Raw genomic sequence first — 16,224 nt, forward strand, 5'->3', positions numbered from 1 at the left:
AGCAACCCGAGGGAAGGCCCAACCCCCGGCCCCTTAAGCCCCGCACCTTCAACCCCCGCTCCATCACACCAGCAACATCTTCAGAAGGCTCCTAGGGCTCGTCGGTGAACTTCACCGTGACCTTCGTGAAGCCCAGCGACCTGAGCATGCCGGACAGCATCGCCTTGGTGTTGGCGTCGGCCCTGGCCCGCAGGTCGCTCGCCACGGCCGCCTCGGTGATCTTCTTCTCCGCCAGGAGATAGAGCTCGCGCTGGTCGGCGGGGGAGCCGGACAGGAAGTCGCTCACCCGGTCGAACAGGCCGCGCTGGTGGGCGAAGACGTAGGAGCGGTTGTTGTCCAGGTTCGGCTTCTCGAGCTGGGCGCGCGGCACGCGTACGGTGGCCTCGGTGCGGTCCTGCGACACCGTCACGCCGTTCGTGGCGAGCGTCGAGAAGTCCACGTACGCGTCCACGCCGCCCGCGCCGACGAACAACGTGCGCGTGCCCTTGATGGCGTCCGGCAGGAAGGCGGCGTCCTTCTCCAGGTCGACGACCACCTGGAAGTTCCCCGTCGCGGCCTCGAACCTGCTCAGGTCCTTGATGGACTGCAGCAGCACCGGCTGGCTGCGGTCGATGGTCCGCTCGCCCAGCGGGTCGAGCCACGACCAGGCCAGCCGCCCGGCCACCACCAGTAGCACCGCCACGACCAGCAGGACGGCCGCGAGCCGCCACCACCGGCGCCGCCCCGAGGCCACCGCGGGCGGCGTCGTCTGGGAAGTCGTCATGCGAGCATGACTACCCGCTGGGCGATCATCAGTGCCCGCCCTATGGTGACAACTTGGCTCCTTTTAGGAGACGTCCCCGGTGTTCGCCACCGCGCTCACCCCACCCGCGCCGGGCGTCTGCGGCGCCGACCTGGCGGAACCGCCGGGCGTCGGGTAGACGGGGTAGACGTGGCTCGACTCCGGGGTCGGGCGCACCGACGGGGCCATGCCCGCGTGCGCGGGGCCGCCGCCGAAGTGCGTGCTCGACAGCCGGCAGCCCTGGAAGTCGGTGTAGAACATGCGCAGCCACTCGCGGCGCTGCGGCTCGCTCAGCGAGGAGAACCACTGGGTCGCGTACTGGTGCTCGGGCAGCGGGGTCCCCGGCAGCGGCTCGCCGCGCAGCCAGGCCGTGACGATCTGGCGGTAGCCCTCGGCGACCGTGGTGGGGCAGCGGGGCGCGAGCGACTCGACGTACTCGTACGCCGCCTCCTCGGCGAACCCCGCCGACAGGTCGGGCACGTGCACGGGGGCCAGCCCGTTGGCCGGCTTGAGCGCGTCGTCCAGCGGGCGCTGCTCCACCCGCGTGAACGCGGCGGGCGTGCCCGCGAGCCGCGAGGCGATCTGCGTGAACGCCGCCCCAAGCTCGGTCAGCCCCGCCCGCATGCCGGGATGCACGCACACGGTGATCGGCCACTCCTGGCAGCTGTAGGCGATGTCCACCGCCGCGGCCGGCTTCGCCTGGGTCAGCACCCGTGAGACGCCCATGCCGGCCGCGAGCACCGCGAGCAGCGCGCACGCCAGCACCATCGCCTGCCTGGTGACCAGCGCCGCCCAGCCGAGCAGCAGCGCGGCGGTGAGGCCGAGCAGCCAGATCGTCTGGTCGAAGAACGGCGCCCCGCTGAGCCCCTGGAACAGGTCGTAGGGCTCGCCGGTGCCCGGCGCGAGCTTGTCGGCCCACCCGCGGTCGTCGGCCAGCCACGAGAACACCCCGTAGCAGGCCAGCCCCGCGATCGGCGGCGTGTACGGCTTCGGCACCACCCATCCGGCCACCCACCCGATCACCGAGTAGAGCGCCAGCCCCGCCATGCCCATGCCGAGCCCCGACAGGCTGAGCCGGCCGGCCTGGTCGGTGAGCACCGTCTTGACGGCGAGCACCAGCACCGTGGCGCCGAACGAGCCCAGCACCACCACCACGATCGCCAGCGGCGCCTTGAGCGCCCGCCACGTCGTGAGCGAGCGCCCGCGCAGCGCGCGGCGCTTGCGCAGCGCCACCCAGGCGGCGAAGGCCGCGGCGACGGGCCCGGTCAGCCGGAGCGAGCCGATGACCGCGGCCACGATGTTCTCCCACGCGTCCACACCCGGGATCAGGACGTTCCACGCCGCGATCAGGCCGACAGCAAGCAGGACGGCAACCGTGACGGCCGCGCTGTGCTTCAGCTCCTCCCGTGAAACGCCCGCGTGCTCACGCACCCTTATTCCCGTTGACGTTCATCAAGCACCCCCCGTGCCCCTAGGCGATGCGGCCGCCGCGCGGTCCTGGCCCGTCCCCACAGGCCGTGAACTTGGCGTCCGCGTCACCATACGTACGAGAACCATAACTGAGCGTGATGATTGACGTCCGGATTCTTGGTCAAGCAAAGGGAGCTGTCGCGGAGAGTAATCAGACGAACCGGGATGACCGGCGCGCTACCGTATCGCTGTGTCGCAGCCGAAGCCGCTCAACCTGCCGTTCGACCCCATCGACCGCGCCGCGGAGAGCTGGCGCGCTCACTTCGGACCTTCCTCCGCCATGGCCGCCGTTACCTCGATCATGAGAGCGCATCAGATCCTGCTGTCGCAACTTGACTCGCTCCTGAAGCCATACGACTTGACCTTCGCCAGATACGAGGCGCTGGTGCTGTTGACCTTCAGCAGAACGGGCGCGCTCCCGCTGTCCAGGATCGGCGAACGTCTCATGGTTCATCCCACGAGCGTGACGAACACGGTGGACAGGCTGGAGAAGTCCGGGTTCGTGGCGCGCCGCCCCAATCCCCGCGACGGGCGCGGCGTGCTCGCCGAGATCACCGAGGCCGGCCGCGACGTCGTGCGCCGCGCCACCGCCGACCTCATGGCCGCCGAGTTCGGCCTGTCGATGTACGCCGAGGACGAACTCCACCGGATGTTCGACCAGTTGCGCACGCTACGGGTGGCGGCGGGTGACTTCCCGGCTTCGTCCATGCGGCAAGATGAAGGGCATGGCGGACTTCTCTAAGCCCGGGTCACTCTACGGAGCGATAGACCTGGGCGCGCGCAAGCAGGCTCTTGAGGCGCAGGCCCGGCGGGAGGCGGCAGGTCCCCAGGCGGCGTCGGCCTCAGTCGTCGACGTGACCGAGGAGACGTTCACGGCCGATGTCATCGAGCGCTCGATGACCGTGCCGGTCGTCCTCGACCTCTGGTCGCCGCGGGCTCCTGGCAGTGCCCAGCTCAGCCCGGTGCTGGAGAAGGTCGTCGGCGACCTGGGCGGCAAGGCCGTCCTGGCGAAGGTCAACGTCGATGCCAGCCCGCAGATCGCCCAGGCGCTGCGCGTGCAGGCCGTGCCGACCGTGCTGGCGATCTTCCAGGGCCAGGCCGTGACCGGCTTCCAGCAGGTGCTGCCCGAGCAGGAGGTGCGGCGCTGGCTCGACGAGCTGATGGGCGCGGTCGAGCAGTTCTACCAGGCCAACCCCGGCGCCAGGCCGCCGGCGGCCGAGGGCGGCGAGCCCGAGGCGCAGGCCGGCCCGCCCGCCGACCCCGATCTGGTGGCGGCGGAGCAGGCCATCGACGCGGCCGACTACGACGCGGCGATCGCGGCCTACGAGCGGCTGCTGGCCCGCGCGCCCGGCAACGAGGACGCGAAGATGGGGCTGGCGGGGGTCAGCCTGATCAAGCGCACCGCCGAGGCCGACCCCGCCGACGTCCAGCGCCGCCTGCAGGACCCTGACGACCTCGACGCCCAGCTCATGGCCGCCGACCTCGAGATGCTGTCCGGCTCGGTCGATGAGGCGTTCAACCGCGTCATCGCGGTGGTCAAGCGCACCTCGGGTGACGACCGCGACCGGGCGAGAAAGCATTTGCTGGGGCTTTTCGACGCCTTGCCGGCCGAAGACCCATCTTTGGCGAAGGCGCGCAGGGCGTTGGCGAGCGCCCTGTTCTAACCTGGGGATATGCGGGTCGTCACCATATCGGCGACATACGGCACGGCCGGCAACCAGATCGGCCCGGCCGTGGCCGAGCGGCTCGGCGTGCCCTTCGTCGACCGGGCCATCCCCAGCGTGGTGGCCCAGCAGCTGGGCTGCACGCTGGAGGAGGCGCTGGCCCACGACGACCGCGCCGAACACGGCCTCGGCCGGCTTTTCTCCGGGGCCATGCGGCTGCCCACGGTGACGTTCGGCGGCGTCGACATGTACGTCCCGGGCGCGATGCCGCTCGCGCCCGAGGAGTTCGTCCGCCACACCGAGCGGCTGCTCAAGGAGATGGCCGGCGACCAGGGCGGCGTGTTCCTCGGCCGGGCGGGCGCGGTGGTGCTGGCCGACCATCCCGGCGCCCTCCACGTGCGGCTCGACGCGCCGCTCAAGCGGCGCGTCAGGCAGACGGCCACGCTCGCCGAGCTGAGCGAGCGCGAGGCGCGGCGCGTCATCGAGGACAACGACCGGGCGAGGACCGCGTACGTACGCCACTTCTACCGCGTCGACCCGGCCGATCCGTGCCAATATCACCTGGTTCTCGACAGCACCACCATTCCCGTGACGGCGTGCGTCGAGCTGATCGTCCTGGCCGCCGAGGCACTGGGTTGACCGAAAGCCCTCTAACATGGGAGGCATTCTTGGTCAGTCCCGAAGGAGCGATTGACGTGGCGACCGTCCCGAGTGTGTCGTACTCCATCACCGTGCGGCTCGAGGTGCCCGCAGGCGGCAAGGCCGTCAGCCTGCTCACCCACGCCGTAGAGTCGGCGGGGGGCGTCGTCACCGCCCTCGACGTCACCAACGCGGGGCACGAGAAGCTCCGCATCGACGTGACCTGCGCGGCCAGGGACACCGACCACGCCCAGGCCATCGTCGACCAGCTCGAGGCCGTCGAGGGCGTCGTCATCCACAAGGTGTCCGACCGCACGTTCCTCATGCATCTCGGCGGCAAGATCGAGATGAAGTCGAAGGTGCCGCTGCGCAACCGCGACGAGCTGTCCATGGCGTACACGCCGGGGGTGGCGCGCGTGTCCATGGCGATCGCGCGCAACAAGGAGGACGCGCGGCGCCTGACCATCAAGCGCAACACCGTGGCCGTCGTCACCGACGGCTCGGCCGTGCTGGGTCTCGGCAACATCGGGCCCGAGGCGGCGCTGCCGGTCATGGAGGGCAAGGCGGCGCTGTTCAAACGCTTCGCCGGCATCGACGCCTGGCCGATCTGCCTCGACACCCAAGACGTCGACGAGATCGTCCGCACCGTGCAGGTCATCGCGCCCGGGTTCGGCGGCATCAACCTCGAGGACATCGGGGCGCCGCGCTGCTTCGAGGTCGAGCGGCGGCTGCGCGAGCTGCTCGACATCCCGGTCTTCCACGACGACCAGCACGGCACCGCCATCTGCGTGCTCGCGGCGCTCACCAACGCGCTGCGGGTGGTCGACAAGAGCATCGAAACCGTCAAGATCACCATGGCGGGCGCGGGCGCGGCGGGCAACGCCGTGCTGCGGCTGCTGCTGGCGGCCGGCGCCCGCAACGTCGTCGTCTGCGACTACCTCGGCGCCGTCCACAAGGGGCGCGACGACCTCGACGAGTCGCTGCGCTGGATCGCCGACCACACCAACGCCGAGGGCTACGCCGGTGACCTGCGCGGCGCGGTCAAGGGCGCCGACGTGTTCGTGGGCGTGTCCGCGCCCGGCATCCTCACCGGCGACGACATCGCCACGATGGCCGACGACCCGGTCGTGTTCGCGCTGGCCAACCCCGAGCCCGAGGTCTCACCCGACGAGGCCCGCGAACACGCCGCCGTGGTCGCCACCGGGCGCTCCGACTACCCCAACCAGATCAACAACGTGCTGGCCTTCCCGGGGGTGTTCCGCGGGCTGCTCGACGCGCAGGCCACCGAGGTGACGCAGGAGATGCTGCTGGCCGCCGCCGGAGCGCTCGCCGCCGTCGTCACCCCCGAGGAGCTGGGGCCCAACTACATCATCCCCAGCGTCTTCCACCCCGACGTCGCCACCGCGGTGGCCGCCGCCGTCCGCGAGTCGGCCGGCGGCCGCGCCCGCGGCTTCACCGAGGCCTGACCTCCCGGCTGATCTCCCGGGCCGGGGCGCTCATGTGACCCCGCGGCCCCGCCTCGCGAGCGTTTCTCTCATCCAGCCCGACCCGCCCACCGCACCTGGGCCGGTCGGGCTGCGTGCTTGCCCAACAGTCGTGGCCGGGCTGGAGCGACGCCGAGCCTGCCCTTCCCGGCTGGGGCCGCCCCGTGGCGGTCAGGAGGTGGGGATGGCGGTGGTCAGGGCGGGCATCAGGCGGTAGCTCTCCTGGAAGACCAGGTTGTGGGCGTCGGCGGCCGCGATCGCGCGGAGCAGGTCGAGCTGCCCCGCCGCGTCGGACTCGTCGAAGACGTTCAGCGGCCAGTCGCCGACCGTGTTGCCGCGCAGGTGCGGGTGGTGGAAGTCGCAGCCGAAGTGGGCGACGACCGCGATCGGCTGCTCGCCCGTGGCGCGCTGTTCCGGCCAGGTGAGCGACCACATCGCGTTCAGCCCGCCCTCCCTCGACCGGGTGACGCCGCTCGCGACCACCTCCCCGGTGCCGAGCAGCAGGTCGGCGTTCGCCTCGTCGAGCGCCCTGCGCGCCACCGGGTCGAGCAACTCGACGGCTCGGGCGAAGAGGCGTTCTTTGTCGTCCCGCGTGACGGCCTGGCCGTGCACGCCGTCGCGCAGGTCCGTGAAGTGCCTGATCAGGGCTTCGTTCATCGGTGTACGCATGCCCACCCCCTGCCCTGGCCGAGCCCCGCGCCACCTCTGTCCGGGTGCAACTCCCTCTGTAGGGAATCTCTATGCGAAAGTTGCGAAAAGCTGCTCGTGGAGTTATAAGTTTTGCTGATCCGGGGGAAGTGCGACACCGCCCCGACCGCTGTTCCTCTGTCAGCCGTGGGGCCAGGAGTCCTTGTGGGGGGACATGTCTGTGCTGGATTTCCTCGGCCGTGACATGGCAGTCGACCTTGGCACGGCCAACACGCTCGTCTACGTCCGCAACAGGGGCATCGTCCTCGACGAGCCCTCGGTCGTGGCGCTGAACACCAGGACCGAGAAGATCGTCGCGGTCGGCGCCGAGGCCAAACAGATGATCGGCCGCACGCCGGGTCACATCGTGGCCATCCGCCCGCTCGCCGACGGCGTCATCACCGATCTGGAGGTGGCGGAGCGCATGTTGCGGTACTTCATCCAAAAGGTGCACCGCCGCCGTCTCTTCACCCAGCCGCGCCTGGTCGTGGCTATCCCGAGCGGCACCACCGGGGTGGAGCAGCGGGCGGTCAAGGAGGCGGGCTACCAGGCGGGCGCCCGCAAGGTGTACGTCATCGAGGAGCCCATGGCGGCCGCCATCGGAGCCGGGCTGCCGGTGCACGAGGCGGTCGGCAGCATGGTCGTCGACATCGGCGGCGGCACCACCGAGGTGGCGGTGATCTCGCTGGGCGGCATCGTGACCGCCCGGTCGCTGCGGGTCGGCGGTGACGAGCTGGACGAGGCGATCATCGCGTACGTCAAGAAGGAGCACTCGCTGCTGCTGGGCGAGCGCACGGCCGAGCAGATCAAGATCGAGCTGGGCTTCGCCTGGCCGCAGGAGGAGGAGCCGAAGGCCGAGATCAGAGGCCGTGACCTGGTCAGCGGGCTGCCGAGGACGGTCACCATCTCGGCGGGCGAGGTCCGCGAGGCGATCGAGGAGCCGGTGCACGCGATCATCGACGCCGTGCAGACGGCGCTCGACCAGTGCCCGCCCGAGCTGGCCGGCGACCTGGTCAGGACCGGCATCACGCTGACCGGCGGCGGCGCGCTGCTGCGCGGCCTCGACCGGCGGCTGAGCCAGGCGACCGGCATGCCGATCAACACCGTGGACAACCCGCTGCACTCGGTGGCGCTGGGCTCAGGACGCTGTGTGGAGGAGTTCGACCGCCTGCACGGCGTCCTGATCCCAGAACCGAGGCGGTGACCCCGATGCGGCGTCATCGCTTGCTGGTGGTGTTGCTGGTCGCCGGCGCGGTGCTGGTCACGATCGACGTGCGGGGACACGCGTCGGTGGTGCGGGCCGCGTCCGCCGCCGTGCTGGGGCCGGCCGAGCGGGTGATCGGGGCGGCCACGAGGCCGTTCGAGACGATCGCGGGGGCTGGGGATGCTCAGCGGCGTGCCGAGCAGGCCGAGCGGCGGGCCGCCCGGCTGGCGGCCGAGCTGTGGGCCGAGCGGGCCGCGCGTGCCCGTGAGGCCCAGCGTCACCGGGTCGAGGCCGCGCATCCGCGCCTGTCGCTCGTGCCCGCCCGGGTGGTCGCGGTACGCGGCGGCAGCGTCACCATCGACGCGGGCACCAGGGCGGGCATCGGCGCGGACATGGCCGTCGTCACCGCCGACGGTCTGGCGGGCCGGGTCGTCGAGGCCGGGCCCGACGTCGCCACCGTGCTCGCGGCCACCGCCCCCTCGGCCGCCGCCGGGGTCAGGGTGGCAGGGACGGGCGCGATCGGGACGGTCGAGGGCCGCCGCGACGGGCTGCTCACGTTGCGGCTGCTCGACCCCGACACCGACCTGCGGCCCGGTCAGCGGGTGGAGACGCTGGGATCGAGCGGGAGCAAGCCATACCCGCCCGGCGTGCCCGTGGGCACCGTCGAACGCGTGAATCCCGCCCATGACCAGCTCACCCGCACCGCCCTGGTACGCCCCGCCGTCACCTTCGGCACTCTCGACGTGGTGGGCGTGGTCAGGGATGCGGATTAGGCTCGCGGCGGCGGTGGCGCTGGCCCCGCTGCTCCAGGTGATGCTGCTGGGGCGGCTGTCGTTCCCAGTGCCCGACCTGCCGCTGCTCGTCGCGGTGGCGGCGGGTGCGGCGGCGGGGCCGTCCGGGGGAGCGGCAGCCGGGTTCGCGGCGGGGCTGGCGGCCGACCTGGTGCCGCCCGCCTTGCCGCCCGCCGGGCGTACCGCGCTGCTGCTCTGCCTGGCCGGGCACGTCGCCGGGCTGCTCGCGCGGCGGCTGCCGGGCACCACGGGGGTGCTCGCCGCGAGCGCGGCGGGTGGCTTGGTGCCGGTGCTCGCCGCGCTGGTCCTGCAGGTCTGGCCGGGCATGCCCGACGCTACGGCCGTGCCATCGCCGGACGCCACGGCGGTCGCGCCGCCGCCTGACGTGGAGGCGGCGCTCGCCGCGTTCCCGTGCAACCTGATCGCCGGCCCGCTGATGTGGCGCCTGCTGACCGGGCGCCGCAGGGCCTCACGGAGACTTCCCGATGCGACAATCACGCTCCCGGCTGCCGCTGGTGCACCTGCTGGTGGCCGCGCTCTTCCTCACCCTGCTCGGACGCCTGTGGCAGGTGCAGATCCTGGACGGCGAGCGCTACACCAGGGCCGCCGTCGCCGACCACGTACGCCACATCACCGTCCCGCCCGTGCGCGGGCGCATCCTCGATGACCGGGGCCGCCCGCTGGCCCGCAACCGCGCCGAGCTGACCGTCTCTGTCGACCGGGTGGCGCTGCGCCGGCAGCCCGACGGTGGCCGCGCCACGCTGCGCGCGCTGGCCGAACTGCTCGACCGGCCCTACAAGGAGCTGGCCCGCCGGCTGCGGCTGTGCGGGCCGCGGACGGGCAAGCCGTGCTGGGCGGGCTCGCCGTACCAGCCGATCCCGGTGGCGGAGGGGGTGCGGGAGCGTACGGCGACGCAGATCCTCGAGCGGCCCGAGGACTTCCCCGGCGTGAGCGCGGCGCCCGCCCCCGTACGCGACCACCCGCGCGGCGACCTGGCCGCGCACGTGCTCGGCTACCTGTCGACCGGCGAGGGGAAGGGCGCTGACGGGCTGGAGGCCGCGTACGAGGCCGACCTGCGAGGCCGCCCCGGCAGCAGGGAGGTGGTGGTGGACAGCGCGGGCCAGGTCCTGCGCACGGTGCGCGAGCAGCCGCCGGTGCCCGGCTCGACGCTCGTCACCAGCATCGACGCCGACGTGCAGCGGGTCGTGGAACGGGCGCTCGAGAAGGCGGTACGCGGGGCGCGCGGCGCCGACTCGGGGGCGGCCGTGGTGCTGGAGGCGCGTACCGGGAGGGTCGTGGCCATGGCCTCCGTCCCCGGCTACGACCCCCGGGTATGGACGGGCGGCATCGGCGCGGCCGGCTACCGGCGGCTGACCAGCGACGACCGGCTGCTGTCGCGGGCCGTGCAGGGCCAGTGGCCGCCCGCGTCCACCTGGAAGATCGTCTCCACGGTCGCCGCCGCTGCCTCCGGATCCGCCCTGGACGGCCGCTACGACTGCCCCGGCTCGTACCGGGTGGGCGACCGCGCGTTCCGCAACGCGGGCGGCGCCGACCTCGGCACCATGGACCTGCACCGCGCGCTCGTCGTCTCCTGCGACACGATCTTCTACCGGTTCGCCGCGCAGCTGTGGGGCAAGGGCGGCGACGAGGTGATGCAGCGCATGGCGCGGGCATTCGGGTTCGGCGCGAAGACCGGCGTGGACCTGCCGGGGGAGGCCGCCGGCCGGGTGCCCGATCGGGCGTGGAAGAAGGCGTACTGGGCGGCTACCAGGGACGAGACGTGCGAGCGGGCCCGGAAGGGGTATCCGGAGACCGCGAGGAAGGACCCGCGCAGGGCCGCCTACCTCAAGGCGGTGGCCGCCGAGCACTGCGCGGGCGGGCACGCGTGGAGTGCGGGTGACGCCGCGAACGTCTCGATCGGGCAGGGGGACGTGCTGGTCACGCCGCTGCAGCTGGCCCGCGCGTACGCGGCGCTGGCCAACGGCGGCACGCTGTTCAGCCCGCGCGTCGGCAAGGAGGTGCGCGGGCCTGACGGCACGCTGGTCCGCGAGATCACCCCGCCCGTCGCGGGACGGCTGCCGGTGCCCGCGACGACCCTGCGGTACCTGCGGGACGCCCTCGCCGAGGTGCCGAGGTCGGGCACGGCGGCGCAGGCGTTCGCCGGTTTCCCGTTCGGCAAGCTCGCGGTGGCCGGGAAGACCGGCACGGCGGAGGCGTACGGGGCCACCGACACGTCCTGGTTCGCCTCCTTCGCCCCCGCCGGCAAGCCTCAGTACGTGGTGGTGGCCGTCGTCTCCAAGGGCGGCGCCGGCGGCGAGGCCGCCGCACCCGCCGTCCGCGAGATCTGGTCCGGCATGTACGGCCTGGAAGGCGAGAGGCCCGCCCTCCCCGAAAAGCCCGCCCTCCCCGAACGGACCCGCCGATGACCGCGACGCAGGACCCCCAGGTCATCAGGCGCCTGCGGGCCGACGGGGCGCTGCCGGCCGGGCGGACGCGGCGGCTCGCCCGGGCCGTGGACTGGGCGTCGGTCGTGCCCGCGCTCGTGCTCTCGCTGGCGGGCGTGCTGCTGGTCTGGTCGGCGACCCGGCCGAGGATGGCGGCGGCCGGGGAGGACCCGCAGACGTACCTGGTGAAGCAGGCCGCGAACGTGCTGGTCGGCCTGGCCGTCATGGCCGCCGTCGCGGCGCTCCCCGGAGCGCTGCGCGCCTGGACGCTGCCCGCCTACCTGGCGGGCGTGCTGGGCCTGGCCGCCGTGCTGACCCCGCTCGGCAGGACCGCCAACGGCGCCCAGTCGTGGCTGAGCGCCGGCGGCCTTGAGGTGCAGCCGTCGGAGCCGGCCAAGGTCACGCTGGTGCTCATGCTGGCCGCGCTGCTCGCCGAGCGGTCACGGCAGCGGGTGCCGCTCGCGCTGGCGGCGGCCGGGCTGCCGCTCGGCCTCATCATGCTGCAGCCCGACCTCGGCACCGCGATGATCATGGTGGTGACGACCGGTGGCATGCTGGTGGTGGCGGGCGTCCGCCGGCGGTGGCTGGCGTTGCTGGCCGGGGCGGGCGCGGGGGCGGCGGTCGCGGCCTGGTTCCTCGGGCTGCTGCGCCCGCACCAGGTGCAGCGGCTGCTCACGTTCGCCGACCCGATGGCCGACCCGCAGGGCGCCGGCTACAACGCGGCGCAGGCGCTGGAGACGGTCGGCTCCGGCGGGCTGTTCGGCCGCGGCCTGTTCCAAGGTGACCAGACCGGCGGCAGGTTCGTCCCGGAGCAGCACACGGACTTCATCGTCACCGTCGCTGGCGAGGAGCTGGGGTTCGCGGGAGCGGCGCTGCTGCTGGCCCTGCTCTGGCTGGTGCTGCGCAGGGCGCTGGCGATCGCCGCGACGGCTCCCACCGCGTACGGCAGGCTGGCCGCGGCCGGGATCGCCTGCTGGCTGGCCGCACAGACGTTCATCAACGTCGGCATGGTGGTGGGGCTGACCCCGATCGTGGGCGTGCCGCTGCCGTTCGTCTCGTACGGCGGCTCGTCGATCGTGGCCTGCCTGGCGGCGGTCGGCGTGCTGATGGCCGTGCGCCGCCAGGCGACCACGTGACCTCACCCCAGCAGGGTGGCGATCCGCTCCCGCACCTCGGGCGTGTCGAGCCCCCGGACGGTCAGGGTCGTGCGGCGGCGTACGACGTCGTCCACCGTGGCCGCCCACTCGTGGTCACGGGCGTAGATCGCCTGCGCCCAGATGTCGGGCCCGTCGGGGTGGATGCGCTCGCCGAGCGCCGGGTCCTCGCGGATGAGCCTGGCCAGGTCGAACGCGATCGAGCCGTAGTGGGTGGCGAGGTGCCTGGCGACCAGCGGGTCCATGCGGGCGTCGCGGTCGCGGTCGGTCCACAGCCGCAGCGCCACCGCGTCGGGGCTGGCCAGGCCGGGCAGCGGCACCGCGGGCAGGATGTCGGCCAGGTCGTCGCCGAGCGGCCGGCCGGGCAGGTGGGCGAGGATGTCGAGCACGTGCTTGCCGATGTGCCGGTATGTCGTCCACTTGCCGCCCGCCACCGACAGCATGCCGCCCGAACCCCTGCTCAGCACGGTCTCCCGCTTGGCGGCGGTCACCTCCTTCGGCCCGCCGGGCAGCACCCGCAGGCCGGCGAAGGCGTAGGTGATGTCCTCGCGCCTGAGCTGGGCGTCGCGTACGGAATGGCCCGCCTCGTCGAGGATCTGCGCGATGTCGGCCTCGGTCGGGCGCACGTCGGCGGGGTCGCCCTCGTACGCCTCGTCGGTGGTGCCGAGCAGCAGGTGGTCCTCCCACGGGATGGCGAACGACACCCGGTACTTGTCGATCGGCGTGGTCAGCGCCGCCTTCCACGGCTCGTGCCGGCGCAGCACCAGGTGAGCCCCCTTGGACAGCCGGATGCTGGGCGTCGCGTCGGGGTCCTCCATGCGCCGCAGGTGGTCGACCCACGGCCCGGTGGCGTTCAGCACGAGCCTGGCCGACACCCCGAACTCGGCGCCGTCGAGCCGGTCGCGCAGCTCGGCGCCCGTCACGGTGCCGGTCACGGTGCCGCCCGTCTTGCGCAGGCCGACGACCTCGGCGTGGTTGAGCACGGTGGCGCCCGCGTCCACGGCCGCGCGTACGGTCATGACGGCCACGCGGGAGTCGTTCATCTGGTGGTCGCCGTAGACGGCGGCGCCCCGCAGCCCCTCCGTGCGCAGCGCCGGCACCTTGGCGAGGGCCTGGTGCGGCGTGATCACCTTGCCCATGCCGTCGCCGAACACCGACAGCGCCGAGTACAGGAACACGCCCGCGCCCAGCTTGGCCGCGCCGTGCGGCCCGCCTTTGTAGATGGGCACCAGGAAGGTCAGCGGCTTGACCAGGTGGGGTGCGATGTCGGCGGCCAGGGCCCGGCGCTCGCGGTGGTTCTCGGCCACCAGCTTGACGTTGCCGGTCTGCAGGTAACGCAGGCCGCCGTGGACGAGCTTGGACGAGGCGCTGGAGGTGGCGCCGGCGAAGTCGCCCGCGTCCACCATCGCCACCCGCAGCCCGGCCTGCGCGGCCATCCAGGTCACCGAGGTGCCGAGGATGCCGCCGCCGATCACCAGCAGGTCGAAGGTGGTGGTGGAGAGCTCCTGCCGGACCTGCGCCCGGTCGGTGCCGATCGTGGTCGTCATGCGGTCTCCTCCTGCTCGACCCAGTCGAGGGTCCTCGCCACGGCCTTCTTCCAGTTGCGGTATTCGCGCTCGCGGACCTCCTCGTCGATGGCCGGTCGCCACTCGGCCGCCTTGTGCCAGTTGGCGCGCAGGCTGTCGAGGTCGGGCCAGTAGCCGGTGGCCAGGCCCGCGGCGTACGCGGCGCCGAGCGCGGTCGTCTCCGACACCATCGGCCTGATCACCGGCACCGCCAGCACGTCGGCCAGCGTCTGCATGAGCAGGTTGTCGGCCGTCATGCCGCCGTCGGCGCGCAGCGTCGTCAGGTCGAGCCCCGAGTCGGCGTTCATGGCGTCCACGACCTCGCGGGTCTGCCACGCCGTGGCCTCCAGCACGGCCCGCGCGATGTGCCCCTTCGTCACGAACCCGGTCAGCCCCGCGATCACGCCGCGCGCGTCGGAGCGCCAGTGCGGCGCGAACAGCCCCGAGAAGGCCGGGACGAAGTAGCAGCCGCCGTTGTCGTCCACGGTCTTGGCGAGGGTCTCGATCTCGGCGGCGCTGGAGATCAGGCCCAGGTTGTCGCGCAGCCACTGCACCAGCGAGCCGGTGACCGCGATGGCGCCCTCCAGCGCGTACGTGGCCGGGCCTTCGCCGATCTGGTAGCCCACGGTGGTCAGCAGGCCGTGCTTGGAGACGACCGGCTCATGGCCGGTGTTCATCAGCAGGAAGCTGCCCGAGCCGTATGTGCTCTTCACCTCGCCGGGGGAGAAGCAGGTCTGGCCGAACAGCGCCGCCTGCTGGTCGCCCAGTGCCGACGCCACCGGCACGCCCGCCTCCGTGTGCCCGTAGACCTCGGCCGACGGCCGGATCTCCGGCAGCATCGCGCGTGGCACGCCGAGCGCGGCCAGCAGCTCGTCGTCCCAGGCCAGGGTGTGGATGTTCATCAGCATCGTGCGGCTGGCGTTGGTCACGTCGGTGATGTGGCGGCCGGTGAGGTTCCACAGCAGCCAGCTGTCCATCGTGCCGAACAGCACCTCGCCGCGCTCGGCGCGCTCGCGCAGATCGTACGCGTCGAGCAGCCAGCGGATCTTGGGCCCGGAGAAGTAGGTGTGCAGCGGCAGCCCGGCCCGCTCCCTGAACAGCGGCTCCTGCTCGGCCAGCGACCGGGTGAGCGCGTCGGTGCGGGTGTCCTGCCAGACCACGGCGGGGCAGACCGGGCGGCCGGTGGCGCGGTCCCACAGCACGGTGGTCTCGCGCTGGTTGGTGATGCCGAGCGCGGCGATCTGCCCGTCGTCGATGCCGGCCCCGGTCACCGCCTCGGCCAGCACGCCGCGTACGGACTGCCAGATCTCGTCGGCGTCGTGCTCGACCCAGCCGGGGCGGGGGAAGATCTGGCGGTGCTCGTGCTGGGCGACGGAGATGATGTGGCCGCCCTCGTCGAAGACGATGCACCGGCTGGACGTGGTGCCCTGGTCGATGGCGGCGATGTACTGGGGTCCAGGCACGGGTTCCTCGCTAGTGCTGCTGGTTCGACATTGTCGAACGGTCTGGCCGAACGAATGCTATGGGGTGACTGGTAGGTGTTCAAGTGTCATCTGGCCAGGTCACGGCTTATCGCCCGGGCCGCGTCGCGGACGTAGGAGACGAACTCCATGTGCAGCTCGCCGCCGGGCGCCAGCCGCTCGACGGCGCCGCGGATGCCGATCGCGCCCACGACGATGCCGCGCGGGTCCTTGATGGGCGCGGCGATGGCCACCTCGCCCTCGGTCAGCTCCTCCATCTCGCACGCCCAGCCGCGCGACCTGACCCGGTCGAGCTCCGCCGCCAGCGCGGCGGGATCGGCCAGCGTGTGCTTGGTGTAGGGCTCCAGAGGGGCCGCGGGCGGCTCGTCGTACGGGTCGTAGGCGAGCAGCACCTTGCCGAGCGCGCTGGCGTGCACCGGCAGATACGTGCCCACCTGGAGGGTCTGCATGCTGTCGTCGGGCCTGAAGACGTGGTGGATGACCAGCACGTGGTCCTCGTGCAGGGTGCCGATCCAGGCGCTCTCCCTGCTGCGGCCGGCCAGCGCGTCGGCCCAGTTGATCGACCTGCCGCGCAGCTCGTTGACGTCGAGGTAGCTGCTGCCGAGGTGGAGCAGCGTGGCCCCGAGGCGGTACTTTCCCGTCGCCTGGTCCTGCTCGACGAACCCGACGCGCACCAGAGTCCGCAGGATGCCGTGTAGCGTCCCCTTCGGCAGGCCCAGGGCTCTGGCCAGTTCGGCGACCCCGAGCTGTCGCGGGCCGGAGGCGAGCAGCCGCAGGATCGCGGCGGCTCGTTCGACGGACTGAATCGTCTCTCCCACAGGAGCGACCCTAGCGCAGTATCGTTCGGTAATGCCGAACGG

At 72.6% G+C, this 16,224-nt stretch carries 15 protein-coding genes; 9 read left to right on the forward strand and 6 right to left on the reverse strand.

Features of this window, described 5'->3' with window-relative positions:
- Positions 1-91: 91 nt before the first annotated feature.
- On the reverse strand, positions 92-763 hold the full coding sequence (locus ABZW11_RS24585; protein WP_355421180.1) for a DUF4230 domain-containing protein: 672 nt from the start codon (positions 761-763) through the stop codon (positions 92-94).
- Positions 764-826: 63 nt separating this feature from the next.
- Positions 827-2,212, reverse strand: a complete 1,386-nt coding sequence (locus tag ABZW11_RS24590; protein ID WP_355421183.1) for a hypothetical protein — start codon at positions 2,210-2,212, stop codon at positions 827-829.
- A gap of 229 nt (positions 2,213-2,441) precedes the next feature.
- Here ABZW11_RS24590 and ABZW11_RS24595 point away from each other — a divergent pair, with 229 nt between their 5' ends.
- Genes ABZW11_RS24595 through ABZW11_RS24610 form a run of 4 tightly spaced genes read left to right on the forward strand, consistent with a single transcriptional unit; the run spans position 2,442 to position 6,020 of the window.
- Positions 2,442-2,993 carry a MarR family transcriptional regulator gene (locus ABZW11_RS24595; RefSeq protein WP_355421185.1) on the forward strand — a complete coding sequence of 184 codons (552 nt, stop codon included), beginning with the start codon at positions 2,442-2,444 and terminating at the stop codon, positions 2,991-2,993.
- Positions 2,977-3,915: a tetratricopeptide repeat protein gene (locus ABZW11_RS24600; RefSeq protein WP_355421188.1), complete on the forward strand. Its 939-nt coding sequence runs from the start codon at positions 2,977-2,979 to the stop codon at positions 3,913-3,915. Before ABZW11_RS24595 ends, ABZW11_RS24600 begins: the two co-directional genes overlap by 17 nt.
- 9 nt (positions 3,916-3,924) lie before the next feature.
- Positions 3,925-4,554, forward strand: a complete 630-nt coding sequence (locus ABZW11_RS24605) for a cytidylate kinase-like family protein (RefSeq protein ID WP_355421190.1) — start codon at positions 3,925-3,927, stop codon at positions 4,552-4,554.
- Positions 4,555-4,610: 56 nt separating this feature from the next.
- The gene (locus ABZW11_RS24610) at positions 4,611-6,020 is read left to right on the forward strand and encodes an NAD-dependent malic enzyme (RefSeq protein ID WP_355421193.1); all 1,410 of its coding nucleotides are present in this window, start codon (positions 4,611-4,613) and stop codon (positions 6,018-6,020) included.
- Positions 6,021-6,209: 189 nt separating this feature from the next.
- Here ABZW11_RS24610 and ABZW11_RS24615 read toward each other — a convergent pair whose 3' ends face one another.
- Positions 6,210-6,707 carry a hypothetical protein gene (locus ABZW11_RS24615; protein WP_355421195.1) on the reverse strand — a complete coding sequence of 166 codons (498 nt, stop codon included), beginning with the start codon at positions 6,705-6,707 and terminating at the stop codon, positions 6,210-6,212.
- Positions 6,708-6,900: 193 nt separating this feature from the next.
- On the opposite strand from ABZW11_RS24615, the gene ABZW11_RS24620 reads away from it, so the two are divergent.
- Genes ABZW11_RS24620 through rodA form a run of 5 tightly spaced genes read left to right on the forward strand, consistent with a single transcriptional unit; the run spans position 6,901 to position 12,300 of the window.
- Positions 6,901-7,929, forward strand: a complete 1,029-nt coding sequence (locus ABZW11_RS24620; protein WP_355421198.1) for a rod shape-determining protein — start codon at positions 6,901-6,903, stop codon at positions 7,927-7,929.
- Between the two features lie 5 nt (positions 7,930-7,934).
- Positions 7,935-8,702: a rod shape-determining protein MreC gene (gene mreC, locus ABZW11_RS24625; RefSeq protein ID WP_355421201.1), complete on the forward strand. Its 768-nt coding sequence runs from the start codon at positions 7,935-7,937 to the stop codon at positions 8,700-8,702.
- Positions 8,692-9,387 (forward strand): hypothetical protein, encoded by a 696-nt coding sequence (locus ABZW11_RS24630; protein ID WP_355421204.1) that lies wholly within the window; start codon positions 8,692-8,694, stop codon positions 9,385-9,387. The genes mreC and ABZW11_RS24630 overlap by 11 nt, the downstream gene beginning before the upstream one ends.
- The gene (gene mrdA / locus ABZW11_RS24635; RefSeq protein WP_355421448.1) at positions 9,269-11,146 is read left to right on the forward strand and encodes a penicillin-binding protein 2; all 1,878 of its coding nucleotides are present in this window, start codon (positions 9,269-9,271) and stop codon (positions 11,144-11,146) included. The genes ABZW11_RS24630 and mrdA overlap by 119 nt, the downstream gene beginning before the upstream one ends.
- Complete coding sequence (gene rodA, locus ABZW11_RS24640) at positions 11,143-12,300, forward strand: rod shape-determining protein RodA (RefSeq protein ID WP_355421207.1); 1,158 nt, start codon at positions 11,143-11,145, stop codon at positions 12,298-12,300. The genes mrdA and rodA overlap by 4 nt, the downstream gene beginning before the upstream one ends.
- A 2-nt stretch (positions 12,301-12,302) precedes the next feature.
- On the opposite strand, the gene ABZW11_RS24645 is transcribed toward rodA, so the two are convergent.
- The 3 genes from ABZW11_RS24645 to ABZW11_RS24655 all read right to left on the reverse strand — a co-directional run bounded on the left by ABZW11_RS24645 (position 12,303) and on the right by ABZW11_RS24655 (position 16,182).
- Positions 12,303-13,865, reverse strand: a complete 1,563-nt coding sequence (locus ABZW11_RS24645; protein WP_355421210.1) for a glycerol-3-phosphate dehydrogenase/oxidase — start codon at positions 13,863-13,865, stop codon at positions 12,303-12,305.
- Complete coding sequence (gene glpK, locus ABZW11_RS24650; protein WP_355421212.1) at positions 13,862-15,346, reverse strand: glycerol kinase GlpK; 1,485 nt, start codon at positions 15,344-15,346, stop codon at positions 13,862-13,864. Before glpK ends, ABZW11_RS24645 begins: the two co-directional genes overlap by 4 nt.
- A gap of 86 nt (positions 15,347-15,432) precedes the next feature.
- A complete protein-coding gene (locus tag ABZW11_RS24655) occupies positions 15,433-16,182 on the reverse strand; it encodes an IclR family transcriptional regulator (RefSeq protein WP_345397677.1) in 750 nt (249 codons plus the stop codon).
- Between the last annotated feature and the right edge of the window lie 42 nt (positions 16,183-16,224).

The sequence above is a fragment of the Nonomuraea sp. NPDC004580 genome (assembly GCF_040609855.1).
Lineage (GTDB): Bacteria > Actinomycetota > Actinomycetes > Streptosporangiales > Streptosporangiaceae > Nonomuraea > Nonomuraea salmonea.

Coding starts and splice junctions, on each gene's coding strand:
- ABZW11_RS24600 (WP_355421188.1), top strand. CDS start 2,977: ATGGCGGACTTCTCTAAGCCCGGGTCACTCTACGGAGCGATAGACCTG.
- ABZW11_RS24615 (WP_355421195.1), bottom strand. CDS start 6,707: ATGCGTACACCGATGAACGAAGCCCTGATCAGGCACTTCACGGACCTG.
- mreC (WP_355421201.1), top strand. CDS start 7,935: ATGCGGCGTCATCGCTTGCTGGTGGTGTTGCTGGTCGCCGGCGCGGTG.
- ABZW11_RS24605 (WP_355421190.1), top strand. CDS start 3,925: ATGCGGGTCGTCACCATATCGGCGACATACGGCACGGCCGGCAACCAG.
- ABZW11_RS24585 (WP_355421180.1), bottom strand. CDS start 763: ATGACGACTTCCCAGACGACGCCGCCCGCGGTGGCCTCGGGGCGGCGC.
- ABZW11_RS24630 (WP_355421204.1), top strand. CDS start 8,692: ATGCGGATTAGGCTCGCGGCGGCGGTGGCGCTGGCCCCGCTGCTCCAG.
- ABZW11_RS24645 (WP_355421210.1), bottom strand. CDS start 13,865: ATGACGACCACGATCGGCACCGACCGGGCGCAGGTCCGGCAGGAGCTC.
- ABZW11_RS24620 (WP_355421198.1), top strand. CDS start 6,901: ATGTCTGTGCTGGATTTCCTCGGCCGTGACATGGCAGTCGACCTTGGC.
- rodA (WP_355421207.1), top strand. CDS start 11,143: ATGACCGCGACGCAGGACCCCCAGGTCATCAGGCGCCTGCGGGCCGAC.